Origin of the sequence: Kurthia sp. Dielmo (genome assembly GCF_000307285.2) — a bacterium.
GTDB classification, from domain to species: Bacteria; Bacillota; Bacilli; order Bacillales_A; family Planococcaceae; genus Kurthia; species Kurthia populi.
Genome location: NZ_HE578956.1, coordinates 228,860 through 255,331, shown reverse-complemented (window position 1 = coordinate 255,331; position 26,472 = coordinate 228,860). Strand labels below are relative to the sequence as shown.

The window sequence follows — 26,472 nt, the reverse complement described above, 5'->3', positions numbered from 1 at the left end:
CATCCATGGATAAATTTGCGTATTATTTTTAACCCCACATGTCTTCATCATTTGATTCACTAGTACACTAGCTAACTTCATCTCAAATGACTTTCATTTTTATTTCGTATGAATACGTTTTTTTCAACACGGCTTCGCAATTTCGTGATTTCCTCAGAAAGCGTCTTTTACATACGACATATTTTTCAATAAGCGTCATCTGTAAGTGAATAGGGCTAGAAAAAGGCTAACTATTTGCGCAAAGCTTCCATTCCATCAAATAATTACGCATCGAGTGGCGATAGTTATGATAACTTTGCACAATCTTTTTGAAAATATCGGCAAAAATCACCCCGTAGCGCTCGATTTTCGCCCTGTTTCAGTTGTTTTCGGGGCCCGTTTTAGGTAATTTCAGGCTTTATTCGAAGGCTGCAGCTTGCAATAGATCTGTGAAATGGCGCATTTTCTAATGATGAAAATAAATGACAGCTTTTTCTCATTCCACTAATCATTCACTGCTAAAATTACCCCGCAGTGCGTCAAAATAGACCTGTTTTTGTCGTTTTCGGGCAAAAACAGGCCCCCTTTCTTTCTCAATCATGCTAGGAATCTGCTAAAAAATCGTAAATAAAAATTTTCGTTGACAGCTTTATGCAAGATGCGTGATAAACAATGATTTTATCCTATATAAATACGCCTGCTTTGGCACATATTTTAAAATATGTTGTAGCCAAAAGACACTCCTTGAGGTTATGGGCGATTTCAAATGAACGAAAAAAAGAAGGATGAAGAATTTATTCTTCGTCATCCTTCTTATCTACTTTTTTCTTACAAGTTTTAATAATGGCTTGTAGCGATTGCCAGCTAAGCCAATGACCTCAACAAAAATCTCCAGTGCAATGAGTAGCACGAGGATAAGTAAAATAGCGCCCCACAGCTTTGCCATCGAGAAGATGACTGCTGCTAAACCAAACATCGCCGCAATCCCATAAATAATAATAACGGTTTGACGATGCGTAAAGCCGATACTTAGTAAACGGTGATGCAAATGCGATTTGTCTGGTTGGAAGGGTGGCTGCTTATTAAGTAAGCGACGTACGATAGCGAAAAACGTATCCGAAATCGGTACTCCTAGCATCACAATGGGAATAACAAGCGACACAAATGTCACGTTTTTAAAGCCCAGTAATGCGAGCACCGAAATCATGAAGCCAAGGAACAATGCGCCTGTATCCCCCATGAAAATCTTTGCAGGATTGAAATTGTAAAATAAAAAGCCAATACAGCTTACCGCCAGTACAAGTGCCATAACGAGTACGAACGTATTGCCCATAACAAAGGCCATTGCTGCTAGTGTCACAAGTGCAATCGTTGATACCCCTGCTGCTAAACCGTCTAAGCCATCAATTAAATTAATAGCGTTTGTAATGCCGACGATCCAAATCAATGTCAGTGGCACACTCAGGTAACCAAAGTCTAAAATACCGCCGAATGGTAAGTTAATAAAATCAATCTGAATGCCGCCAAAGTAAATAACGATTGCTGCCGCTACTGTTTGTCCTAAAAATTTCGCCTTTGCAGATAGCTCCAGCATATCATCGACAACACCCGTAATAATAATGATAAACGCACCGATTAAAATGGGAATCATCGCTGGATTTGTCGGTTTTAAAATAAGTACAGCTACGAGGAAGGCTAAGAAGATAGCTAAACCACCTATACGCGGCATTATTTTCGCATGCACTTTTCGATGATTAGGCTTGTCAACTGCACCTATTCGGAAGGCCAGTTTTTTCACAAGAGGTGTGAAAATGATGGATGCGATGAAAGCCGCCGCCAATGACAGGTAAAACATGCCTTATCTCCTTTCCTTCTATATAAATTTATATTGTTATCTATGTTAAATAGTAGGTTATGCAAATTTTTTCATAAATCATCTTGTATTATAGCACGATTCACGTCCGTAGAACACTTCTCAAAATGTTGTCAACATAGGTGAGAACGTTTTTGACGTCTTTTGGTTGCTGTCTACAGGTTATTTTCCGTCTACTTATCAATAGTCCTTATTTTTTTTACAGCTTGTACGAATCACCCATTTTTTTTGGAACGAATGACTTATGGAAAGCCCCTTTTCAACAATTTAAAATTAAAAATGCAATATATAGGTGGCTTTTGAGATAGTAAAAATCACAAGACAGTAAAATCGCCTTACTCAATTATGTCTAAATATGCTATATAAAGAAATAAAACTTAGTCATTAACACCTTTTTTCGATTTATCACACAATTTAACGTTTCATTATTCATTTATTCATGTTAGTATATTGAAGTGATTTTATTTACAATTTAATCTAAATTTTCAGACAAAACAAATTTTTTAAGTTTTTCAATCTTCCTGATTTTCGGACTTATTTATCAGAACATTTCGAAGATTGCATCACAAGAGGAGTTGTACATATGACAAAACTTTCATTTGGAGAAAAAATCTCCGTAGGGTTCATGTTGTTCGCCTTGTTCCTTGGTGCCGGTAATATTATTTTCCCACCACAACTTGGCCAACAAGCAGGTGAACATTTCTGGGTAGCAATCTTTGCCTTTTTAATTACAGGTGTAGGGCTTCCATTACTAGGCGTTATTACCGTCGCAAAATCAGGCGGCGAACTTGAAGATATGGCGGGTAAAATTAGCCCGGCATTCGGTATTTTTTTCACAGCCGTTGTTTACTTAACAATCGGGCCGCTATTCGCCCTACCTCGTACAGGTACGGTATCGTACGAATTAGGTGTGAAGCCATTCCTTTCAGAGACAGCAGCAGCCGCTTCTTGGCCACTTGCTATCTTTACGGTAATTTTCTTCTTATTAACTACATTCTTTGCACTGAACCCAAGCAAGCTAATCGACCGCGTTGGTAAAATTTTAACGCCAATTCTTCTATTAGTCATTGCAGCGCTTGCAATCAAAGCAATCGTGACACCAATGGATGGTCCTGGCACAGCGACAGGTTCTTATATCGACAATGCATTCGGTGAAGGCTTCAAACAAGGTTACTTAACAATGGACTTTCTTGCCGCATTAATTTTCGGTATCGTGATTATCCAAGCATTAAAAGGTAAAAACGTAACCGAAAAAGCAACAGTCATCAAAACAACGGTATTTGCAGCGTTCGTCGCAGCAATTGGCTTAGCACTTGTGTACTTATCACTTGGCTACATCGGTTCTTCAAGTTTCCAAACAATCGGTGCATTTGAGCAAGGCTCAGACATCATTACAAACTCTGCAAATGCATTATACGGTCAATTCGGGAATATCCTATTAACAGCAGTAATCGTTCTAGCATGTTTAACAACATCAATCGGTTTATTAACAGCGGCTTCTGAGTATTTCAACAAAATCATTCCTGCACTATCTTATAAAAAATGGGTTTGGATTTTCGCGATCTTCACTACATTTATCGCAAACATCGGTTTAGCTCAATTAATTACGTTCTCATTACCAGTATTATTCTTCATCTATCCACCAGCAATCATCCTAATGCTTCTAACATTAGCATCTAAATGGTTCGGTGATAGCAAGTACGTTTACTTATTCGGTATGCTATTTACAGCAATCTGGTCATTATACGATGGCTTAGCTGCTGCAGGCATTGCTCCAGCATGGTATGAAAATATCGTTAGTGTTATGCCATTATTTGAAATGGGTCTTGGCTGGTTAATCCCAGGTATCATCGGCGCAATTATCGGCTATGTCATTTCACTATTCGTAAACGAAAAAAAACACGCTTAAAACTTTTTTAAGACGAGGAAAATTCCTCGTCTTTTTTTATTGAGCAAAAAGTCAAAATAGCTTAGAAAATTACAGCTTTAATTAGATTCTCTTGCAAACGCTTTCAAAAGAAGCTCAGTCCGAACATTCTGTCTATTCTAAAATGCTTGAATTAATCTCTTATTGTGATATATTTGATTCCGTTATGATATGAATTCACATTTTCGACAATAAATTAAAGGACGTGACATATATGAGTTGGACATCGATTTTAGCAATCGTACTGCTTGTTATTATCGCATTGGTCATCTTAGTGCCGGTCATTTTACTTGGAATCTTCTTCCTTACTGACCGCAAACAAAACCAACATGCAATCTTACGTAACTTCCCCGTTTTAGGACGCATTCGTTATTTAACTGAAAAAATTGGCCCCGAGCTTCGTCAGTACTTATTCGACGATGATAATAAAGGGAAGCCATTTTCTCGTGAAGATTTCCTTCACATCGTATTACCAGGTAAGTATTTAGGCAGCGTTATTTCATTCGGCTCAAAACGCGATTTCGAAGACAAGGGCTTCTACATTCGCAATGCGATGTTTACAAAGCAAGTCGATGAAATGCGCGTAGACAATAGTAAAGTTATTGAATCTCAAAAATACATTATGGACCAAGATACATTATTTGGTCGTAAAGAACATGCAGAAACAGTCAAAGTAAAACCATGGCTATTACCTGAAGAAGATGCAGTCGTATTAGGCCCTAATTGCCGCGAGCCATTCCGCGTACGCTCAATGGTCGGTCAATCTGCCATGAGTTATGGTGCGCTTGGTAAAAACGCGATTACAGCCCTATCTAAAGGGATTCGTATGGCAGAAGGCTCTTGGATGAACACAGGTGAAGGTGGCGTGTCTCCTCACCATTTAGCAGGTGGCACAGACTTAATCGCACAAATCGGTTCTGGCTTGTTCGGCTATCGTGATGCACAGGGCGAATTTAGCTTTGAAAAATTAAAAGAAAAAGCAGCAATCCCACAAGTAAAAGCATTTGAATTAAAACTAGCACAAGGTGCGAAAACACGTGGTGGTCACGTTGAAGGTGATAAAGTAACACCTGAAATCGCTGAAATCCGTGGTGTAGAAGTTGGTAAAACGATCAACTCACCAAACCGCTTCCACCAGTTCCATGACCTTGAATCTTTATTTAACTTCATTGAAAAAATGCGCGCTGAAGCTGGCCTACCAGTCGGCATCAAAATCGTTTTAGGGGCTCCTGAGGATGCAGACGATTTAGCACGCTATATGAAAGAAACTGGTAAGGGTCCAGACTTTATTACAATCGATGGTGGTGAAGGTGGTACAGGTGCGACCTTCCAAGACCTTGCAGACTCTGTTGGTCTACCACTTCACTCAGCAATCGTTTTATTAAATGATGCACTCAATAAATACGGTGTGCGTGACCGTGTGAAAATCATCGCCTCTGGTAAATTAATTACGGCCGATAAAGCAGCCGTTGTGCTTGCGCTTGGTGCTGACTTAATTAATATCGCACGTGGCTTTATGATTTCTGTAGGCTGTATTATGGCACAAAAATGTAGTTCAAATGAATGTCCTGCAGGTGTCGCAACGACAGATCCAAAACTTCAAAATGGTCTTGTCATCGAAGAGAAAAAATTCCGTGTTACAAACTATATTATCAACTTACGTGAAGGGTTATTCCGTGTAGCTGCGGCTGCTGGTATTGACTCGCCAACGAAATTTACAGATGACCATATCGTCTTTAAAGATGGCGAAGGTCGCGTATATTCTGTTGAAAACTTAAAAGCAAAATAATGCCTACTAAAAGAGACGAAGACAAAATATGTCCTGTTCCTTTTTTAGCGTTCGCAACAAAAAACCGGAACCGCGCCACAGCGCGATTCCGGTTTTTCTTATATTCATAAGAGCGGTTGTTTTTACACGTCTATCAAAGCCTTTTTTTATGTTATCCTTCATGTACCATTTCTTTTAATGCAATGCGCTCTACCGCCTTAGCAACGATTTTATGCACGTTATGATCAAGTGGTGGTGGTACAAGATCCCCATGACGTGTACACTCCACTAGCGCCTCCGCTGCCGCAACGAGCATCGGATACGTAATATCCTTTGCATTCGCATTTAGTGCCCCTCTAAAAATACCTGGGAACCCTAAAATATTATTCACTAAACGACCATCTGCCGCATAGGCTGCCCCTGCCGCAATCGCATCCTCTGGAGAAATTTCAGGATAAGGATTTGATAGCGCTAAAATGATTTGTCCCTCGCGTACAAGTGATGGGTCAATTAAGCCCTTCACACCTGTCGTAGCAATGACGATATCACAATGCGCCATTACTTCTTCTATAGAATTTAGCACATTTCCACCATATTGGCGAAGACGCATGACCGCACTCTCCTGTGGATCTGTACCGTATACTTCACTCACCCCATAGGCCATCAGCATTCGACAAATCGCTAGTCCCGCTGCACCTAAGCCAATTTGACCGACAACCGCATCCTTAATATCAACGCCCGCATAGCGACAAGCAGATAGCGTCGCCGCAAGTGTCACAACCGCTGTCCCATGCTGGTCATCATGCATCACTGGAATCGATAAATCTTCTTTTAAGCGCTCCTCAATTTCAAAGCAGTGTGGTGAGCCAATATCTTCTAATAAAATACCGCCGTAGCCCTGTGAAATATGCTTCACCGTTTCAACGACTTCATCTGGGTCACTCGTATCTAATAAAATCGGTACGCCGCTAATACCAGCAAGCTGATCAAATAACACAGCCTTCCCTTCCATTACAGGCATCCCGGCAACCGGCCCGATATTTCCTAAGCCTAAAATCGCCGTACCATCTGTCACGATAGCTACCGTATTCCCAATACTTGTATAATAAGATGCCTTCTCAGGTGAACGCTGGATTTCCTCACATACACTCGCTACCCCCGGTGTATAAACGCGGCGTAAATCTTCAATCGAATGTAAATCCATGCGGCTTGTCATATGAATTTTACCGCCTTCATGCGCTTTTAATACATCATCTGAAATGGCACGTACTTCGATGCCATTGCCAAGCGCATTAATGCTTTTGACAATCGTATCAAGTACCGTCGCATCCTCGACCGTACACGTAATGTCACGAATCGTCGTCAGCGTCCCTACCTTTAATGTTTTAATATCACCAATATCGCCACCATGCGCCCCAATTACCGTTGTCACTTTCCCGAGATTCCCCGGCTTTGACGGTGTATGAACGATTAGATTACGCATAATATTCTGTCCCACCATATGTTGTCCCTCCAAAAATTCAACTTCCATAAGCATTCTCAGCTTAGTTTTTCATTCTATTACTACTGCACTTAAAAGTAAACGGCTTTTGCATCATTTAGCCATTATTATTCATAATAATCTATATTTTCTGACATATTTAATTTTTAGCATGTATAAACGTTATATCAAAAAATTACTATAGAAAAATACGCATTGTTACAAATGTATGTCGTATTTACTATATAGCTAATGTTAACTTAAAATGGCAGCTTAATCATTATTAAAATAAGGTATATTAAATCATTTATTTTTTGAATCACACTTCAAGATTCTTTTATTTTTTTAGGCATTTTTTAAGGTTAAACGTTTATTTATATTAAAAAATGACAAAAATATAGTCATTTAAATTTAAAAACAGAGCTTTTATACCTAATTCAAAAAATAAACAATGTATAAATAAATATATCAGTATTTTGTTCTTTTTTACCTAGTTATAATATAGGTAAAAAGACTGTTAATGCCCTCGTTAATTATAGGACTAAAATCAAAGTACGTTCATTCCTCCTCTTTTAACTTAAACCTCTTGTCGAAAAATGTTTTTTTCACTAGAATAAATTTAATTAAGCAATACGATATATTTAAAACCATTAATTTCCATTTACTAAGGAGGACAGTCCCTATGAAAAGAGGCTTATATTCAGCTTTCGCAATTGGTGCCGCAACGATGACGTTCGGACAAACTGCCCAAGCAGCAACAACAACTTATACGGTACAGCAAGGAGATTCGCTTGGTCTTATTGCACTAAAGCATGACACATCTACCACAAAACTACAGAAGCTTAATAATTTAACGAGCGATCGCATCTATGTAAGCCAAAAATTAAAAGTACCTGCAACTAAAAAAGCCGCTAGTAAAATGACGACGACTAAAAAAACGACAACCACGTCAACTTATACCGTAAAAAGCGGCGATTCGCTTGGTCTTATTGCAGTGAAATATAATATGAGCGTTGCGAAGTTGAAAAAGCTAAACAAGCTGTCCTCTGACTTTATATACGTTAGCCAAAAATTAAAAGTAACAGGTAAAGATGTCACACAAGATAAAAAAACAACAACTTCAAAAAAACCTACAACACCTAAGAAGAAACCAGCTTCTAAAAAACCTGTTTCTTCTACTAAAACAAAAACGTATAGTGTCGCAAGCGGTGACTCACTCGGTGTCATCGCATCAAAGTATAATATGTCTGTTTCTTCATTAAAGGAGTTAAATAATTTAAAATCAGATTTAATTTTCGTTGGGCAAAAGTTAAAAGTTAAAGGCTCAACAACAACGACAACTGCTTCAAAAACACCCGGAAAAACAACGACAACAAACCAATCCGTTGAAAAAGTTTCGTATTCTACACAACGCATTTTAAATATTGCTAAAAAATATACAGGCGTGCCATATGTTTTTGGTGGTTCTACACCGAATGGATTTGACTGCTCGGGTTATATCTATTATGTCTATAAAGAAGCTGGTCTGAATTTAGGTGGACGTAAAACAGCAGCTGGTTATGCGAGTATGGCATCTTCTGTATCTTCTCCTAAAATAGGCGATCTTGTGTTCTTTCAAGGAACCTACTCCGGTATGCAAGGTCGCATTAGTCACGTCGGAATTTATTTAGGAAATGGTAAATTTATTTCTGCTTTAAGCAAGGGGATCGGTATTTCGGACCTGAAATATTGGCAGGATTCATTCGTTCGTTACGGCCGTTTATAAAAAAAATCGGGATAAATGATGTTTTCTGTCATTTATCCCTTTCTTTTTACAAAAAACGAAATGATATATTTATGCTGTTATTCATTTGTAATAAAAAATAAATACTATTTTAATGTTATTTTTTCAATAAGCTAACCTTTGTTACATAATTGTAATACAACTGTAACTAAAATGCGGTTGCGAGTGATTCTCAAATTCTATAAAGTTAGTGTCAGGAATTTTAATTACAGAACGTAAACGCAACGCATTATATACATAAAAAAACATTGTTAACTATTTGGAGGAATTATTACATGAATTTTAAAGGACTAACGACAGCATTCACTGCAAGCGCACTTGCTTTATCACTAGCATTCACATCAGTAAATCCAGTAAATGAACCAATCGAGGCACACGCTTCTGAACAACAAGAAGCCTATTCTGCTACAAAATTCGTTTATTCTTATGACGGTTCACTGAACGTACGTAAAGCAGCAAACGTAAAATCAGCAAAAGTTCAAACATTAAAAAACGGTAAAAAAGTTCGCCTTACAGCCAAAAAAGTAATCGGCAACACGACTTGGGTGTACGGTACGGCAAATGGTAAAAGTGGCTGGATGAATGCTTCTTACTTAACAGAAACGAAAAAAGTATCTGCTGATACATCTAACGTTATCTCATACGGCGAACGCTTCTTAGGCACGCCATACGTATGGGGCGGTACACGACCAGGCGGCTTTGACTGCTCAGGTTTCACTGGCTACGTTTACAAAAACACTTTAGGTAAATCTTTACCTCGTACTTCTGGTGCTCAGTATTCAGCTTCTAAAAAGATTTCTAAAGACGCTGCACAACCTGGCGATTTAGTATTCTTCTCAGGTAATGGCCGTTCAATTACACACGTAGCAATCTACGCTGGTAACAACCGTCTATTACACGCAGCTGGCAAACAAGTGAAATACTCTAACCTTTACGATGGTTACTGGAATAAACGTATCGTAGGCTTCGGTACTTTCCGTTAATTTTCATCTATAAATTTCTAAAAAAACACTAACAATGTATATAAGAGAAAAGCGCTTATCCCTCAATTTTTTGAAGGACAAGCGCTTTTCTTATACAAAAAAGAGGCTACAATGAGCCCCTTCGTTGTTATTGTGCCGTATCAGATGTTTCTGCGTCTGTTTCTGCATCATCTGTTGCTGGTTGTTGTTCTGTATCTTGCTCACCATTAGAAGCTTCAGAATCGCCTTCTTCAGTGTCTGTTGATTCATCCTCTACGCCACTTGGTGTAATCGGCTCTTCTTCTTCAGTTGGTTCATCTGTTGAAGGTGTTTGCGGTTGGTCCTCTTCTGGTTCAGCCGTATTTGGATCCTCTGTTGATTCACCGCTCGGCTCAATGACTTCATCCGCTGTATCTGTAGAGCTATTAACGATAATATCTGATACGTAGTACTGGTCATATTCAAATACCCATTCGTACGTAATATTTTGTGTTAAGGTTTGTTTTTTACCGTCTTTTGTATAGTTGAGGACAGATTCGACGGTTACATATACTTTGTCGCCATCTGATTTCGGTTTACCAATCATTTTATACGTTAATTTTTGGTTTGATTTATCCTCTGTTGAATATTCACCAAACGTATCGATGGCTTTTTGGTCGCCAGCGCTATCGATTTGCATGATGCTTAAATAGGTGCGTTGTCCTGGATAAGCAATCTCTTGATTAATGTACAAGTACAGTGAATCGACATAGCTTTCAAGTACGCTAAAGCCATTTTCTTCATCTAATGCAATCGAGCCTTCTGGTGTGACTTCATCTTCAGGATCATGTTGACCAAAGACGATTTCATCGCTATATGCTGTCCATTTATTCACTAAATCCATCACATTCGCCATCGGAATTGAATAGCCAATTTCTGGATGGTCTGTTAAAATGATAGAGTTGATGCCAATTACATTCCCTGTTGCTTTATTAATTAATGGGCCACCACTTGAACCCGCTTCTAATTTAGCTGTGATTTCATACAAATTGCGATAAGCGTAGCCATCTGTAAAGTTGGCGCCTACACTTGTAATTTTACCTGTTGTTGTTGTGTTGCTATGCATATTGGGACTACCAATTGCAACAACTTCAGTTCCTACAACCGCTTGTGCTGTATCGATAACCATTGGGTTTTTACCCGCTAAATCTGGTACACGAATTACCGAAACATCCGTTGTGTCATCAATACCGATTACACGACCATTAAATTCTTGTCCTTGTGAATTTTCTACAACGACATCCGCTGTGTTGCCGGTACCTGTTAATTCTGTAACATGCGCATTTGTGACGATATCACCTTTCGTATTAATTAAGAATCCAGAGCCTTGCTCCCCTGTCGCATAAATTGTATACGTTTTTGTGATTGCGTTTGCTACAATTGTTTCTTTATCTTCTTTCGGCATAACAACATTTGTTTCCGCTTCATTTGTTGTCTCCGGAGAAGATTCGGTTGTCGTAGGTCCGATTTCATCACTATCAGTCGTTACTGTACTGCTAGCGCCCTCTTCACTATTCCCTTTATCCGTAATGTCATCAGCAGATACTGTCCCAGATGTTGATTGCTCTGTCTGGTCCTTGTTTTCGTCTTTTGTTTTATCTTTGTCACTTGTGTTATCCTTTTCCGCTTTTTGTACATCGTGAATACTTTGATTATCATCGTTGGCTGTTTTATCGTTTGTAACTAATGCATAAATGCCGACGAATACTGCAAAAATCAAAATAAGAGAAATGACAATTCGCTTAATGGATGCTTTTTTGGGTTTATACCGTTTATTATTTGTCACGACATCCACGCTCCCTATTTACTTCTAAAATTCATACTAAGTTCTAATGACGCATTGATTAATGCGCAAGTTTCATGAATAATAGTTAATGAGTAAAATTTCCTAAATTATGCGGAAAAAATCTTTTATTTACTGGAAATTTACACGTACTATCATAGCATATTTTATTAACAATATTTGACGAAAGGTTGAGATTTTTTGAAAAAATTTTTATCGATTCTATTGGCTTCTTCCCTTCTTGCCGCATGTTCAAACGGGGCAGATGAATCTGCAAAAACTGCAACGGAAGAAAAGAAAGTAACTGCTCCTGCTGAGGACAAAAAAACAGAGCCAAAGGAAGAAAAGAAAACAACGGTCCGCTTAGCAATGATCGGAGATGTATTACTGCATACTCAAATTCTATACTACAAAGATTACAGCCCGGCACTACAACCTATGGAAAAAACATTACAAAACTATGACTATTTAATTGCAAACCAAGAATCACTCGCAATTGGCAATGATTTCGCGCTATCTGGCTATCCTAAGTTCTCAAGTCCCGAATTTATTTTACGCGATATTAAAGAAGCCGGTACAGATATGGTCAATCTTGCCAACAACCATGTCATGGATTATGGCGAACCTGGTATGCGTACACAGTTTAAAAATATCGAAAAATACGACCTTCCTTATGTCGGTGCTTACCAATCTGAAAAGGATGCCAACAAGCCACGCGTCGTTGATATCGACGGCATTAAAGTCGGTGTACTTGGCTACACATACGGCACAAATCCTGGCTACAATGTGCCACAGGACAAAGAATACTTAGTAAATTATATTGATGAGGCGAAGATCAAACGCGAAATTCGTGACATCAAAAAATTATCAGATGTCGTCGTTGTCAATATGCACTGGGGTAGTGAATATGTGACACAGGAAAATGACGAGCAACGCCGTTTAGCGAAGGTGATCAATAAAGCCGGTGGGGATATTATTTTCGGTGGACACCCACATGTTATCCAACCTTATGATGAAATTGTCGGTAAAGACGGTCATAAAACAAGCGTCTTTTATTCAATTGGTAACTTCTACGCAACGATTACAAGTGGCGTAGAGACAATGGTCGGCGGTGCTGCGAGCTTCCGTATTACGAAGCAAGGCGATGATGTAACGGTTGATAAGCCAATCTTTAAAGCATCCGCTGTACTTCAAGATGGTGGCATGTATAAAGTATTCCCTCTTGCGAAAGTAGAGGGCAAAACACCAGCACCTTATACAAATCTTCACTGGGTACAAGAGATAATGGGCGATAAAGTAATCGTAAAATAACTGACACATTTCTCATGTATAATAGAAGAAACATGAGATAAGTGAGGTTATGTAATGAACACTGTACCAATTCTCGGCATCCCCGTGGCGCAAACGACGAAAAGTGAGTTTGTGCCGCATGTGCTGAATGAACTTCTTCATACGGAGCATGCGATTACAATCGTAACCGCAAATCCAGAAATTATTATGCTAGCGAAAGAAAACCATAACTACGAACGTTTACTAAAGGCATCAAGCTATGTGGTGGCGGATGGTATTGGTGTTGTAATCGGCGCAAAAATGCTCGGCACACCAATCGCTGAACGCATTCCTGGTTATGAGCTTGTACATGAATTTATGAACACAGCTGCACCTGGCCATAATCGCTTCTTCTTTTATGGTGCAAAACCAGGCGTAGCACAGGAAGCCGCAACGAAAGCAAAAGAACTGTATCCACAAATCGACGTTGTCGGTGTATGCGACGGCTATGGCAATGATGGAGACGGTGATGAAGTTGCCGCAAAAGCTGCGGTATCAGAGCCCGATTTTATCTTTGTCGCAACCGGCGCCCCAAAACAAGAGGAATGGATTGCCCTTCATAAAAAGAAATTTCCGCATACCGTTATGATGGGTGTTGGAGGCAGCTTTGACGTGCTATCAGGCACTGTCGACCGCGCCCCAGACATCTTTATCAAGCTAAACCTTGAATGGTTCCACCGCTTAATTACACAGCCCACACGCGCAAAGCGTATGCTGAAAATCCCGCAGTTTTTACTTGCAGTGAATAAAGCGAAAAAGCATTTATAATGACGAAAAATTGAGCTTGGTCTTAGCCAAGCTCAGTTTTTTTATTCTATTAGTAAATAATGGAGTTAATTTTTCTTATAAGAAATAAAGTTAAAATCTGTATTTTATATTTATTTCTCCTATTTTAACTAATCGCTTTTTCACTCGTTCTGGGGGGTCCTGATAGATGTTTGTACGCCACAACGACACTTGCATGAAAATAATGCTACCTTAAACACACCGTTTAACGAGCCTGTGTATACTACTTGCATGGCTGTGCATTCATTCTTTACATTCAGACAAAGCACGACAAATTTCTCACGATCTGAATCCTCTATGAAATCTCTAATGATATTAGCCGCATCATTTGGAATCTTCACCTTACTTCCTTCAAACAACATTGAACCTTTGCGTTCTAGCACGACATCCACCAATGTAATTGTCTTCTTTTATTCACTCACACGACCTCCTCCAATATAAAATGAATCGTCTACACTTCACCACTTTCATTTTTTAACTGACAATGATAAGCATGTGTACAATTCGCTAATGTAGCGATAGATGATAAAAGATACTTATAGCGTGCTACATCTGGATAATGAACAGGTAATATATTTACCGTTACTTCTACAATAGGTGTGGACATGTAAAAGCTTTGATGAATACGTTTTAAAATAAATGCATAAATAATTGGTCGAACCATTTTATAATCCCCTAGAACGAGCAGATTGGTGGTTAATCCTTTATCATTTGGAAGGAAGGTATAAAGTAGAGGCTTTTTTAAATATCCTTAAATAATTGCCTAATACCGCGTTTACAGCCATTTCTTCCATAGAAAAACACCTACTCGTTTAAAAGTAGGTGTTTCGTACAATATGAGAATAAATAAACAACCAAATGGACTCATCAATTTAGATGTACAGCTTGTTCAAAAAGAAGAGCTGAAACATCAAAGAAATAATATCTATTTAAAAAAGGAAGTAGATACGGTTCTTAAATGGCAGAAAGGAAAGAAGGAACACACACAAGCAGCAGATTCCCCTAAAATGCAGGATGTAAGAAACGAAACGATGAAAGAACAGACTAATGAAAAATCACTGTTTAAATGGCAAATACAAGCGTAGAGAGCAGCTGTTCGAATTCTAAAAATCTCATTAAAGTATATGATTGAAATACAAAAAAACTCCCATCTTCCGAAGAAGATAGGAGTCTTTGAATCCGTTTGTCCAATAAGGTAAGGGTTGGATTAATGCTAATAAATTATTGTGCAGCTTTGATAGATGTAAAGTCTAATGCATTGTTGTTACCATCTTTAATAACTTTACCAGAAGCTAGTTTAACAGTGATGCCTTTTGCAAGGTCAGCTGTTGTTAAACCGTTTGTAATTGCAATTTTTGCTTCTTTAGCGGCTGTTGTTACTGCTTCTGTTGTTGTTGTCACTGGAGTTGTAGCATCCCCAACATAAACTTCGAAAGCAGCAGCTTCTACAGTTACTGCTTCTGAGAATGTCACAGTGATTTCTGATACATTACCATCAGTAGTATTAGTGAATTGTGCTTTTGTAACTGTTGGAGCAACGTTTTCAGGCATATTTACTACAGTTTTTGAAACTGTATCCATTACTTCACCATTTTTAGCTTTAACATTTGAAATTGTAAGAACACGGTCACCATCTAAAGTGTTTGTACCTTTTTTCAATGTTAGAGTTACTGTTTGAGTAGAACTAGAAACTGGATTCAATACTGCTTTATCAATTGTTAAGCCAGGAATTGAGTAGTTAGCTACATTAGTTGCACTTACACCATCAACAGCTTTATCGAATGTTACAGTAACAGTATTGCTATCTGTAGCAGTTACTCCTGTTACTACAGGTTTATCAGTAGATACAGCTGTTCCATCTTCACCACGTTTGAATTTAACTTCAAATGCTTTTGAAGTGTTAGCAACAGTGTTTGTATCATTAACTGCACCATCAGCAAAGTTTAATGTGTAAGTTGCATCTTTTGTTAATGCTTCTTCAGTACCAGAATTAGGAGTGAATTTAACAGTATCTAAATCTACTACTAATTGTTTTTTATTTTTAGGATTTACAGCTAATGTTCCAGCTGTTAATTCACCTTTTGTTGTCACAAGGTCTTTATCCAATTTTGTTGCTACTACATTAGTTAAATTAGTATCTGTTACTTCTTTATCGAAGTTTAATACTAATTGTTCTTTTTTAGTATCAGCATTTACTACTACTGATGAAGAAACGAATGCAGGTTTAACAGTATCTGCTTTAAAATCAACTAATTGAGTGAATGCAGTTAATGGTTCACCAGATAAGTCAGCTACTTCTGTACCTGCAGCAGATTTTACTTCTACTTTGTGTAAACCAGGAGTTAATGCTGTCGTTACTTTAATTGTATATTTTGTATTATCTTCAGCATCTGGAGTAACTGTTCCTGCTAATGTAACTCCATCAATAAAGATGTTATCAACAGCTAGTGATTGTACTGCTTCACTAAGTTTTACTTCAAATGTATCTAAACCTTTTGCAGTTACAGAAGATACAACTGGAGCAACACCATCTTTGTCACCTTTTACAAATTTAACAGTAGAAGGGTTTGGATTAATTACGTTGTCAGCTTTATCTTTAGCACCTAAAATTGTTGCAGTTACTTCTGAACCAGCTTTTAAGTTTGCATCAGTAATATTTACTTCAACTGATAGTCCATCTGAAGATAAAGTTTTAGTTGCTTCTACAGCTTTACCGTTTGCATCTGTAAAAGTCCATTTACCTTCAGAAGATAATGGTTCAGAGAAGTTTACTTTTACTTTAGTTGAGTTTACTTTTTCAGTACCTACTAATGCAGGAGCTGTTGTATCTTTACCGAAGTCTAAGTTTTTAGCTTCGTATTTTGGTAAATCTTTACCATCAACATCTTTAACTTTGTCGATAGTTACATCGTAACGACCTTCAAATGTTTCATTTGCTTTAGCTGTAATTGTAAGCTTTTTACCATCTTTTGATAATTCACCTGTCGCATCTGAAGAAGTGATAACTTTACTATCTAATGATTTGAATGCAACATTTTTAACTTTTTTGTCTGTAGCATTAATTACTGAATCTTTATCTACAGCTTTGCTGAATTTAACTTCAACTTGAGTAGCGTTAATCGCAGTTACAGACTCAACTTCAGCTTTAGCAGCTTCTGCTACTGTTACTTTAACTTCTTTCGCTTCAGCTTCGTTACCGTTTTTATCTTTAGCTGTGAAAGTTACAGTGTAAATACCAGGAGTTTTAGTATCGATTTTTTCTACTGCTTTGCCGTCGAATGAAATTTTAGCTTCTGCTTTGATTTCTTCGCCAGAGTTATCTTTAACAGTTGCTAAAGTTGCAACGTCTACAGCTTCTGAACCGTATTCTACAGTTTTATCTTCTGCAGTGATTTCTGGTTTTTCAGTGTCTTTAACACCATCAATGTATACTACGTCTTCAAATGTTACAGTACCTTCAGCTTTTTTACCGCCAACGTATAATACGTCTTCAAATACTTGATCTTTTTCATCAACAGTACCGTCAGTGAATAAAGTATCTTGGAATGCTTTAGTACCTTCTGCTAATTTACCGTTTTCGAAGTAGTTAAGAACGCCATCACGTGTAGCTGTTTTTGGTTCTTTGAATAATTTACCTGATTTGTAGATGTATTTTGTTTCATCTGCCGCTACAACATCCCAACCAGTTGCTAATTTACCGTTTTCATAGTAACGAGTACGATCTGCCGTTTGTTTGTTACCTTTTAATAATTTACCGTCTTTGAATAATAATGATTTGCTGTTCGCCGTTTTGTAGCCTTTTTTAAGTGTTGGGCCGAAGTAAAGTTTCATTGAAGCGCCAGTGCCCATGATTTTATATTTTTTAGCAGGAGCTGGTTTGCCGTTTTTGTAAAGTTTACCGCCAAACTCTACCCAACCCTTTACTAATGAACCTGTTGATTTTAATACTAAGTTACCTTTTGAGTTTACTTTGTATTTAGTCGCTGCTGAAGCTGCACCTGGAGCTACCGCTGTTGTTACTACTGAAGCACCTAGTGCTACTGCTGCTGCTGTTTTAACGAATTTTGCATTTGCCATGTGAAATTCAATCTCCTTTTGAGTTACATATTATAATTTTGTAATGAATCACCGAGGAACGGGGATATCATCATACTAAACAATATCTCACCTTATTACCCTCTCTGTAATCCTTATCGACTATATTACCACAAAACTAATCGTATTTTTAACATTTTTAATATTTTTTTAATAAATATTGTAATAATAATATATTGAGACTAACATTTTTCTATTATTTGGAATTAAAATCAACCATAAAATAGTCTTTTAATCACATAAAAATCTTATTTCTTCCAAAAAACAAGGATTTAAATTACTACCCTATGAAAAATATATTTTTTTGAGTATTTTTATCCCTGTCTGTTAGCCTAAATAATATACCATATTTAAACTTAAAAAGGTTAATTTTAACATTTAATAGGTATTGTCGAACTCTGTCGTAAAGTGACCTTTAGTCTATCACTTTTCAGTCATTTAAATTGATTTTTGATGTAAAATTCAAAATAAAATCATAAATTTACCATTTTTACTGTAAAGTATTATAAAAAAAGCGGCTTTAGTTGCATTCATTCCACTTAAATAACTTCAAATAATAAAAAAACAGCAACCATATTTTCATATGATTGCTGCTTTTACCTACTCTATTATTCAACGATCGCGTAAATACCTTGTTCTTCATTGAACGCTAGTTTTACGATAGCTGAAAACTGATCAATATTATATTCAAAGTTCACCCAATTACGAATTGCTTGAATCATATCACCTTTTTGGTATGTGACAACTTCATTGTCTACCTCCGCCTCAGCACCAAATTCCTCTGGTTCACGACCATCATGATCATCGTACATAAGCTCGATCATCACATCTTCTGGAATTAAGTTTTTTTGGCGTGCATGATACGTGCAAAGCGCATTGATTACTTCTTGTTCGTCTAAAATTAGTTGTTCCATTGTTTGTCGTCCTTGTCGTCACGTTTGTTGCGGTTTTTATTGTTACGAATCATGTTGATTAGGCTAACGACTAACATGATAACAACTAAAATACCGATAACGTTAATAAGTAAACCAAGAATTTCACCCATAGCGCCCATATTACCAAGCATACCACCTAGTAATAGACCTGCTAAACCACCAAGCATTAAACCTTTCATTAAGCCGCCTTTATTTGATTTTTGAGCTGCTGATGAGTTTGTTGCTTTTGAGTTATTTGTTTGGTTTTGATTTTGGTTCGTTTTGTTGTTTGTTACACCATTTTGATTGTTGGTATTTGATTTAGAATTACTAAATCCACTTTTACCTGATTTGTATGACTTTGCTGATGCTGTCGTTGGATTATCAATTACTGCTGGAGCAACTGTTGCAAACGATAACGTTGCAGCAAATGCTGCCGCTACTAATTTTTTCAATTAAAACCCTCCTGAAAATATGTGCTTGTCTTCATTCTACCATCTCTAATTGACCGTGAAAAATAATATACATCCAGAATACTTACTGAATACGTCAAATGTTGCAAAATTGTTTCAAAGAATATGGAGTTTCTTCTATTATATATGTATCTTTTCATTGACAGAAAAAAAGCCATTTTATGTCTTTTTGTTACATTAACGACATATAAGATTCCAATAAAAGGGAAATAGCAGCCATTTCATTAAAAAAAGCCCCAGCATTTTTGCTGACGCTTTCACTTTCTCTATTTCATCATGACATAACGGTACGTACCATCTGTCGAATTTTTGGCGTTTTTAACACGTAAATAATAATTTGTTCCAGCTTTCAACTTCGTTTTTGGTGTCACAACAAGTGATTTCCCTTTTAGCTTAACGGTTACATCCTTCTCTTTCCCGCCAATTTGTAATAACGAGACTTTCGCTGTTTTTAACGTTTTCCAGTCCATATCCTTCGTCGGTTTTACAGTCATTTTTGGATTTGTCGCTGTCCGTTTGATTGTTGCCTCTTTATCAAATTTCTTTAATTGCTTTTTCAAAAAGGCTTGGTGACTCGTATACAGCTCTTTATTTTTAGGTGTTACGACATTCGGTGTGACGCCTTTATTTTGAATAACTGCATTTTTCGGTCCTCTAAATTCTGCAATCGTTAGCTTCAAGTATCCTTTATTCTTCACTTGTACAATCGACTGCATAACCCCTTTACCGTACGTTTTTTGACCGTAAATCGTTGCGGCCTTTTGGTCCTTATAAGATGCTGCCGTCATTTCAGAAGCACTAGCTGAGTTACCGTTTACGAGCATCGCCACTGACTTATCAAAATGTGTCGTCATTTTTGCCGGCTGTACTTTGTAATTGCCCTCGCGTGTTTTTAATAAATAGGCGATTTTATTTTTCTTCGCTAAGCCAATAATTTTCTCAGCCGCCTCTACATCACCGCCACCATTATCACGTAAATCAAAAATATAGCCCTGTGTAGACGCTGGCATATTGCGAATAGCCTTCGCTACTGCGGCACCGCTATCCTCTGAAAATGAGTTGAGTCGAATGTATGCGATATGGCCCGCAAGCACGGATGTTTCAACATTTGGCAGATTCACAAGCGCACGCGTCATTTTTTTCGTATACGATTTTCCTGTTGATGGACGATAAAATTTCACCGTTACGGAAGTTCCCTCGTCACCTTTTAAACGATTACTACTCTCCTCAATCGACAAACCCGCAATGGATTTGCCATTCACAGCGGTAATAATGTCACTCGCTTTCATGCCTGCCTTTTTCGCTGGACTGCCATCATATACTTGTAAAATTTTGATGCCTTTTTTATGCTCAACAATGCCTACACCAATGCCTACAAGCTGATTTTCAACCGCATTGTAAAACTCATTAAACTCTGCTGGTGTCATATAGCTTGAGTAGTCATCTAGCTTTTTCATCAGCTGTTTAATCGATGTAGATTTATTGACCTCTGCCTTTGAAATGCCTGGATAATAATAGTCATTGACGTATTGCTTCACATCCGCAAGCGGCTCAGCAGCGGTTGCCTGTAGTGTTCCTGATGTCAAAAATAATCCTGCTAAACAGGCTGCAGCAATTGATTTATAGTTCATAGTTGTCCCCGTTTCTACTTGTATTTGTTCTTAATTATACCGTTAATTAGGAGAAGCGACTATGCGCTAAAGTTAAGAATTTTCTAGGAAAGTTCGGCTTTCCTACTGTAAAAAATGCAGTTTTTTACGATATGACTGATGAAAGGGGGATTTTTCGATGTATAAATTATTTTTAGCAGGCGTATTCGCTATCATTTGCTGTCTAAGTGTGTCAAATCAGGCTTCTGCTGCAGAGGATTATAATTACTCTGCAACGACAAAGGTGCCGACTTTCCTTTATAAAAAGCATCCAGGTTCAGGGCGCATTATAGCTGTACCAAAGGGAGCGCATGTAACGTTTCATTACACGGCGAGCGATAGCTGGGGGCGCGTCACATACAATGGTAAAAAGGGCTATATTCTGACAGCCTATTTAGAAATTGATGACAAGGGTGCTTCTGCTGCCACCTATGCCGTTGACCAAACGAAACTTTATAAATACAAGGTTATGGCAAACTCTATGTTTGAGCGCATTCACACGCCAACTAATTCACGTCCAGCAGATGGCACAAAGTATCCATATACGAGCTATGCTTGGTACGACATGGCTACAGGTGCTTGGCAGCTCGATCCAATTAAATATCATGAGGAGCCACTCGATCAATATAAACTCGTGCAAACACAATATGAACTTATTTTATATCCATCAATGAATGGACGCTTTTTGCGTAGCTATCAATTGCTGGCTTTTGCGGCGATTCCAAACGCCCGCTTCTGGGACATTCCAAAGTCCAATGCAGAGCGCCGTGCAATAACCGCGAAAATGCAGTTGCTCGCTACAAAAAAAGTAAAGGCCGGTACATTTAAAAATGTGATGAAGGTGACATATTCAAACCGGAATATCATTTACATCGCGCCAGGTGCTGGTGTTATTCAGGAATACCGCGGAAAAATTAAAGTTCGTGAATTAATGTCTATTACGAAAAATACACAGCTGAAATAAAACGCCGAACTTCTCTCCATTTGATTAGAAGTTCATAACAAAAAACCGGAACCGCGCTACCGCACGATTCCGGTTTTTCTTATGCTTATAGGAGCAGTTGTTTTTATACGTATGTCCCGGCCTCTTTCTTCTACTTTTTTTATACGAGCCACTTTTATTTTTTACGACGGAATATCATATAAGCAGCGCCAAGTAAGCCTGCGCCAATCCAAGCTGGGTTACTTATACCTGTCTGTGGTAGCTCCGTTAATGTATTGCCGCTATCTTCATTTTGGGAATGATTTGTAATGACATCATCTGTTGTTTTAACACCATTATAAGAGGATGTATTTGATTGCTGCTCAATCGGTGCTTTTGCAGACAATGGCTCTTGCCCAGTAGATTGTGTAATGGACTGTTTTTTGTTTTCTTTCTCCGGTTCAGGTGCAATCACCTCAGCACCCTTACCTTTCACTATTGCCTTCGCTACAATATCGTCGCTATTTAACGAATGAATCGTAAAATTATTCGTATATTTTTTCTCGATATCGGTCACCGTTGTATCGTAAGAAATCGTCACTACTTGCTCTTTAATTGTTCCTAGATTTAGCTTTAACGTACGGTCTGCCAACAAACGTGAATTAAATTTCTTCTCTGATGTCGTGCCGTCCGCATTTTTATAGCTTACAATAACCGGGCTATCTAAATCATAGGAATCCCCAAAAGCATTTTCTAGTTGCGCGTTTGTTAAGGTTGCGCCTGACGCATCAATGGTCACCGTCCATGAAATCGTCGAGCCACTCACTGTGCCATCTCCCTCAACCGTTGCAGGGGTCGCTGATGCTACAACTGTATAATCAACGTTCTTCATACCGTTTTTCAGCGGTAATTCTAGTGTATGCTTCCCTGCCGTTGTATCTTGAAAAGTCACCGGAATATCGACAATTAGCTGACTATACTTGCTCGCCGCTGCGACATCATTTAGCGTCACAATCGCCTCATTTTTCTCCTTATTAAAGGCTACATTTCCGGCAACCTTGCCTTCTGTGTTTTTGACATCACTTGTCTGATTGCTATAGAGCATCACATCGGCTGGGAGCGCAATCGTAATCGTATCGCCTGCTTTTGCATCTTTCGCTAAAGACACTGTATATTGAATCGTCTCTAATGTCTTCATCTCAATGTTTTCATGTTGCTTAATTTGTACATCTGTTAGCATTCCAGTTCCTAATTCTTTCGCCTCTGCTGTCGCAAAAGGCACTAAAAGCGTTAAAGCGACTGCCGCACTTGCTACTCTCCACACATCATTTCCCCCTAACCCTCTCGTGCTTTGATTTCGATAATTAAGGCGATGGATGCTGACAGAAATGCCATTGACTCCTGTAGCATTCTACGCGAATTTTCGAATGAATCTTTTTGTAATAAATCTTGTGCTGCATCATGAAAAGCCTCGTGCTGCTCGATAAATTTACGAAATGCCTCAATGTGTAAAAATTGATCTTTATTCGCGACAATCCAGCGTCCCATAATGCATTCTGTTGACCCCGGCGCCTGATAATCCGTACCGATATGGTCAAGGAGCATCGCTAAGTAATCTGCATGATTAATAATACGCGCACTCAGTATACTAATCGATGTTTTCTCAGAGGGCATTGGGATTGTTGGGATAATCGTCTCCATTACTTCGACGGTATTGTCATAGATCTCTTTATAGCTATCCGTCGCAAGCAATTGAAGAATTTCCGCTATCAATTCTTCAATCGGTGGCATCGGTGTAGCTGGATTATGCTCTAGCTCCGCGAGAAAAACCTTCTCCAGAACTTGTAGCTGATTCATTGTCATTAACAAACGCTCTCGAATGGCTTCCTGTTCCTGCAATAATAAGTCAATTAATTTCTGTGAATGCGCATTTAAATTTTTCTCGGTAAACAACGCCCCACTTAATTCAGAAAATCGTGAATCTGTGTTACGCAAAATTTCCTCGACTTCAATTTCGATATCTACACCATGGAAGTGATATATGCTTCGATAAAAAGAAAAGAACGCTCGATATGATGACATCATGAGTTGCTCAAATTCGGTACAAAACTCGATTAATTTTGAAATTGTATCGGCATAGGATAATGTGGAATAATCAAAACCTTTGAGACCCTGTTCTAATATTTGAACGCCATATAATAAGCGATGACCTACAAACTCCGTATGCGTCAACGTATAATAATGTAAAGCATTTTGAAAATCTTTGTAATCTTCATACGATAAATTTTGTGTAAACCAATCTTGCTGTGCCGCCATAGGTCATACCCCCTTATTCCTTACTTTTTTCATACCCTTTTATTGGTGAAATATGTTTGAAATCAGGCTATTGTGTCACAGTTTTTCACTATATCCAATCATCTGGCCCCCAACTAGAAGGAGGCTCCATATCATTCTCCCAGTCATTCGTTGTTGGTGGCTCTAAGTCATTTGGTGATGATTCAGGAAAATCAGGAGGCTCCATATCATTCTCCCAGCCATTCATTGTTGGTGGCTCTAAATCGTTTTGCGGTGGCAATGTAGTAGATGGTGGCTCTAAGTCATTTTCTGGTGGTACAGTTGATGTTGAAGGAAAATCAGGGGGCTCCATATCATTCTCCCAGCCATTCACTGCTGGAGGCTCCATATCATTGCCTTCATTTCCTCCTGGGTTTTCGATGTTTGATTCAGACCCGGTTTCTAAATTTGGCGGTGGTACGGCATCCTTAATTTGAAAGCCAAAGTCATCAATTTTAATCCAGCCCAGCTGCTTTGTTCGAATCCACCCCGGCTGAGTGGTCGCGCCCGTATACCATGCACCCTCTACATTCACGACGGTTGTATTTTTACGGCCATCTTTATAGAGCACCCCTTCATATACATAATAACCCGCATATAATGAATCATCCAAATATAATTTTTTGTTATATAAAGCAATTCCTACATTCAGTTTTTCTTTATGATAGAGCTGGTCGTTGTAGACGTAATATTCCTTATTTAAAACACCTGAGCGATACAGCTTCCCTTCATATAAACCAGACGCAAGCTGGCCACTACGGTAAAATTTCTTCTTATAAATACCGGTGCCAAGCTTCCCTTTTTTAAAGTAGACACCATTTACCGTTCCCGTTAAGCGAACACCATTCTTATACATAAAGCCCTTGTATTGTGCATATTTTTTCAGCGGACGCTTCGTCATACGGTCATGCAGCTTACTACCCTTTAAATAAACTTGATAAGATTCTGGATATTTAATGGTCGCCGCTTCGGCCTCGATCGTTTGCACCGTCGAAAAGCCGAGTGTCGTCACCATTGTTAGCATCAGTAATTGCTTCTTCATGTTGATCACCTCTTTCTCTATATCGGACTTTTACGTTTCGCCTTAACCAAAAAAGCTATCCTAGTAGCGAAGAAGCTATCATCTCCATAAAAAAACACATTCAAAGATTATCTTCGAATGTGCTTCTTCTATTTTTCGTACACAAGTACACTAGTTGTATTGTCTGCCTTTGAATACGTTACGCTCATTAAATGCCCTTCATCTGTAAAGAATAGCTTTTGCGTCGATTTTTGTGAGGCATTGTTTTTGTTGTACCATTCCGTCACATTGTACGCATCATACGTTGCTGTCGAATTGGTAAGCGTTGCGCCGTTATCTTGTAGCTGCTTTAGACCATCATAATTCATCATGAGTGAGCCATCTTCATTTTTATAGGCTTTGAGCTCATACGTGTTATCATCCGTTGTTGTCGTTAAATGAACGTTTTTCCCGTCATTTGTATAGCCATCATACTGAATGATTTCCTGGTACATTTTTTCCTGAGACTGATCATCATAAAACTGGATTATATTGACGTAGTCACCGTTTTTTTTCAGCTCAATTTTTTCTGCGTACGCTAAATCCTCACTCAGCGGCACCGTACGATAGTTCTTTAGTTGATTGCCATCTGCTTGGCCCATACTCATAAGTGTATAGCTTCCCACATACTGCGTATCAACATTCTTCGCCGCCTTGTCCGACTTTTTCTCTTCACTACAGGCGCCGAGGATAAGCATTAGTAGCACTGAGGCTATTACGAAACTGATTTTCTTCATTTTAAAAACTCCTTACATTCACCCTATTATACGCTACTTCACTGACGATGAAAAAGAAGAGTTGTTCCATTAAAAAAAGAGCCGCCTCTAGCAGCTCTCTATTCTTTATCGTACAACAAGCGTATCACAAGGTGCTGTGCGCACGATGGCTTCTGATACACTGCCTAAGAAAATGCGTTCTGTTGCGGTTACACCGGTCGCACCGCAAATGATTAGATCAGCGCCAATACGAGGCGCTACCTCCTGCGTAATAACGGTACGCGGTGAGCCAGCCTCTGTAATGATTTCAATTTGCTCAATGCCCGCTTTCTCCGCATCATCATAGCTATCTACAAGACTTGTAGCAAATTGCTGCGCATCGGCCTCTAATTTATCGCGATTACGTGCTTCTAGGCTCGCCCATACACGCGTATCAATCACATTGACGATATTTAACACCGCTTTGTTACGCTGTGCCACTTGAATCGCGCGCTGCAGGGCTGCCTTTGATGATTCAGAGCCATCTACTGCCACGATAATATTTTTGTAGTCTTCCATAATCACTTCATCCTCTCTTTTGTCTTATTATACCAATTTCTA

General features: G+C 38.5%; 22 protein-coding genes. 8 read left to right on the top strand and 14 right to left on the bottom strand.

All coding sequences use genetic code 11. The features are described from left to right. Nucleotides 1–796 precede the first annotated feature (796 nt). On the bottom strand, nt 797–1,834 hold the full coding sequence (locus KTHG_RS01630) for a glycosyltransferase family 4 protein (RefSeq protein WP_020189174.1): 1,038 nt from the start codon (nt 1,832–1,834) through the stop codon (nt 797–799). 601 nt (nt 1,835–2,435) lie between these two features. Between KTHG_RS01630 and brnQ the strand changes: the two genes are divergently transcribed. Both brnQ and KTHG_RS01620 read left to right on the top strand, forming a co-directional pair. After that, nucleotides 2,436–3,761, top strand: coding sequence for a branched-chain amino acid transport system II carrier protein (brnQ, locus tag KTHG_RS01625; RefSeq protein WP_020189173.1), 1,326 nt, complete (start codon nt 2,436–2,438; stop codon nt 3,759–3,761). A gap of 232 nt (nt 3,762–3,993) precedes the next feature. After that, nucleotides 3,994–5,568 carry an FMN-binding glutamate synthase family protein gene (locus KTHG_RS01620; RefSeq protein ID WP_020189172.1) on the top strand — a complete coding sequence of 525 codons (1,575 nt, stop codon included), beginning with the start codon at nt 3,994–3,996 and terminating at the stop codon, nt 5,566–5,568. Nucleotides 5,569–5,719: 151 nt separating this feature from the next. Here the strand turns inward: KTHG_RS01620 and KTHG_RS01615 are convergent, their stop codons facing one another. Next, nucleotides 5,720–7,048 carry an NAD-dependent malic enzyme gene (locus KTHG_RS01615; protein ID WP_020189170.1) on the bottom strand — a complete coding sequence of 443 codons (1,329 nt, stop codon included), beginning with the start codon at nt 7,046–7,048 and terminating at the stop codon, nt 5,720–5,722. Between the two features lie 661 nt (nt 7,049–7,709). Here KTHG_RS01615 and KTHG_RS01610 point away from each other — a divergent pair. Continuing rightward, nucleotides 7,710–8,792 carry a C40 family peptidase gene (locus KTHG_RS01610; RefSeq protein WP_020189169.1) on the top strand — a complete coding sequence of 361 codons (1,083 nt, stop codon included), beginning with the start codon at nt 7,710–7,712 and terminating at the stop codon, nt 8,790–8,792. A 293-nt stretch (nt 8,793–9,085) separates the two neighbouring features. After that, on the top strand, nt 9,086–9,793 hold the full coding sequence (locus tag KTHG_RS01605; RefSeq protein ID WP_020189168.1) for a C40 family peptidase: 708 nt from the start codon (nt 9,086–9,088) through the stop codon (nt 9,791–9,793). A 127-nt stretch (nt 9,794–9,920) separates the two neighbouring features. Here KTHG_RS01605 and KTHG_RS01600 read toward each other — a convergent pair whose 3' ends face one another. After that, on the bottom strand, nt 9,921–11,597 hold the full coding sequence (locus KTHG_RS01600) for a S1C family serine protease (protein WP_044527192.1): 1,677 nt from the start codon (nt 11,595–11,597) through the stop codon (nt 9,921–9,923). Nucleotides 11,598–11,795: 198 nt separating this feature from the next. Here KTHG_RS01600 and KTHG_RS01595 point away from each other — a divergent pair, with 198 nt between their 5' ends. Continuing rightward, nucleotides 11,796–12,905, top strand: a complete 1,110-nt coding sequence (locus tag KTHG_RS01595) for a CapA family protein (protein WP_020189167.1) — start codon at nt 11,796–11,798, stop codon at nt 12,903–12,905. A 54-nt stretch (nt 12,906–12,959) separates the two neighbouring features. Next, entirely contained in the window at nt 12,960–13,691 is a 732-nt protein-coding gene (locus tag KTHG_RS01590; RefSeq protein ID WP_020189166.1) for a WecB/TagA/CpsF family glycosyltransferase, read from the top strand. Between the two features lie 140 nt (nt 13,692–13,831). Here KTHG_RS01590 and KTHG_RS01585 read toward each other — a convergent pair whose 3' ends face one another. Both KTHG_RS01585 and KTHG_RS01580 read right to left on the bottom strand, forming a co-directional pair. Then, complete coding sequence (locus tag KTHG_RS01585; protein ID WP_083851434.1) at nt 13,832–14,071, bottom strand: JAB domain-containing protein; 240 nt, start codon at nt 14,069–14,071, stop codon at nt 13,832–13,834. Nucleotides 14,072–14,160: 89 nt separating this feature from the next. Then, a complete protein-coding gene (locus KTHG_RS01580) occupies nt 14,161–14,373 on the bottom strand; it encodes a hypothetical protein (protein WP_020189165.1) in 213 nt (70 codons plus the stop codon). Nucleotides 14,374–14,545: 172 nt separating this feature from the next. Between KTHG_RS01580 and KTHG_RS01575 the strand changes: the two genes are divergently transcribed. After that, nucleotides 14,546–14,794: a hypothetical protein gene (locus KTHG_RS01575; RefSeq protein WP_020189164.1), complete on the top strand. Its 249-nt coding sequence runs from the start codon at nt 14,546–14,548 to the stop codon at nt 14,792–14,794. A 136-nt stretch (nt 14,795–14,930) separates the two neighbouring features. On the opposite strand, the gene KTHG_RS01570 is transcribed toward KTHG_RS01575, so the two are convergent. The 4 genes from KTHG_RS01570 to KTHG_RS01555 all read right to left on the bottom strand — a co-directional run bounded on the left by KTHG_RS01570 (nt 14,931) and on the right by KTHG_RS01555 (nt 20,822). Next, nucleotides 14,931–17,786: an immunoglobulin-like domain-containing protein gene (locus tag KTHG_RS01570; RefSeq protein ID WP_020189163.1), complete on the bottom strand. Its 2,856-nt coding sequence runs from the start codon at nt 17,784–17,786 to the stop codon at nt 14,931–14,933. 626 nt (nt 17,787–18,412) lie between these two features. Beyond that, the gene (locus KTHG_RS01565; RefSeq protein ID WP_020189162.1) at nt 18,413–18,718 is read right to left on the bottom strand and encodes a DUF2653 family protein; all 306 of its coding nucleotides are present in this window, start codon (nt 18,716–18,718) and stop codon (nt 18,413–18,415) included. After that, entirely contained in the window at nt 18,706–19,173 is a 468-nt protein-coding gene (locus KTHG_RS01560) for a hypothetical protein (protein ID WP_020189161.1), read from the bottom strand. The genes KTHG_RS01565 and KTHG_RS01560 overlap by 13 nt, the downstream gene beginning before the upstream one ends. Nucleotides 19,174–19,457: 284 nt before the next feature. Next, nucleotides 19,458–20,822, bottom strand: a complete 1,365-nt coding sequence (locus KTHG_RS01555; RefSeq protein ID WP_020189160.1) for a S41 family peptidase — start codon at nt 20,820–20,822, stop codon at nt 19,458–19,460. 157 nt (nt 20,823–20,979) lie between these two features. Between KTHG_RS01555 and KTHG_RS01550 the strand changes: the two genes are divergently transcribed. Next, a complete protein-coding gene (locus KTHG_RS01550; protein WP_020189159.1) occupies nt 20,980–21,804 on the top strand; it encodes an SH3 domain-containing protein in 825 nt (274 codons plus the stop codon). Nucleotides 21,805–21,958: 154 nt separating this feature from the next. On the opposite strand, the gene KTHG_RS01545 is transcribed toward KTHG_RS01550, so the two are convergent. The 5 genes from KTHG_RS01545 to KTHG_RS01525 form a co-directional block, all read right to left on the bottom strand. Next, the gene (locus tag KTHG_RS01545) at nt 21,959–23,086 is read right to left on the bottom strand and encodes an Ig-like domain-containing protein (protein ID WP_020189158.1); all 1,128 of its coding nucleotides are present in this window, start codon (nt 23,084–23,086) and stop codon (nt 21,959–21,961) included. Nucleotides 23,087–23,097: 11 nt separating this feature from the next. Continuing rightward, nucleotides 23,098–24,078: a CZB domain-containing protein gene (locus KTHG_RS01540; RefSeq protein WP_020189157.1), complete on the bottom strand. Its 981-nt coding sequence runs from the start codon at nt 24,076–24,078 to the stop codon at nt 23,098–23,100. A gap of 88 nt (nt 24,079–24,166) precedes the next feature. Then, the gene (locus KTHG_RS01535; RefSeq protein WP_020189156.1) at nt 24,167–25,138 is read right to left on the bottom strand and encodes a hypothetical protein; all 972 of its coding nucleotides are present in this window, start codon (nt 25,136–25,138) and stop codon (nt 24,167–24,169) included. A gap of 128 nt (nt 25,139–25,266) precedes the next feature. Continuing rightward, nucleotides 25,267–25,893 (bottom strand): hypothetical protein, encoded by a 627-nt coding sequence (locus tag KTHG_RS01530; protein WP_020189155.1) that lies wholly within the window; start codon nt 25,891–25,893, stop codon nt 25,267–25,269. A 105-nt stretch (nt 25,894–25,998) separates the two neighbouring features. After that, on the bottom strand, nt 25,999–26,430 hold the full coding sequence (locus KTHG_RS01525; RefSeq protein ID WP_020189154.1) for a universal stress protein: 432 nt from the start codon (nt 26,428–26,430) through the stop codon (nt 25,999–26,001). Nucleotides 26,431–26,472 lie beyond the last annotated feature (42 nt).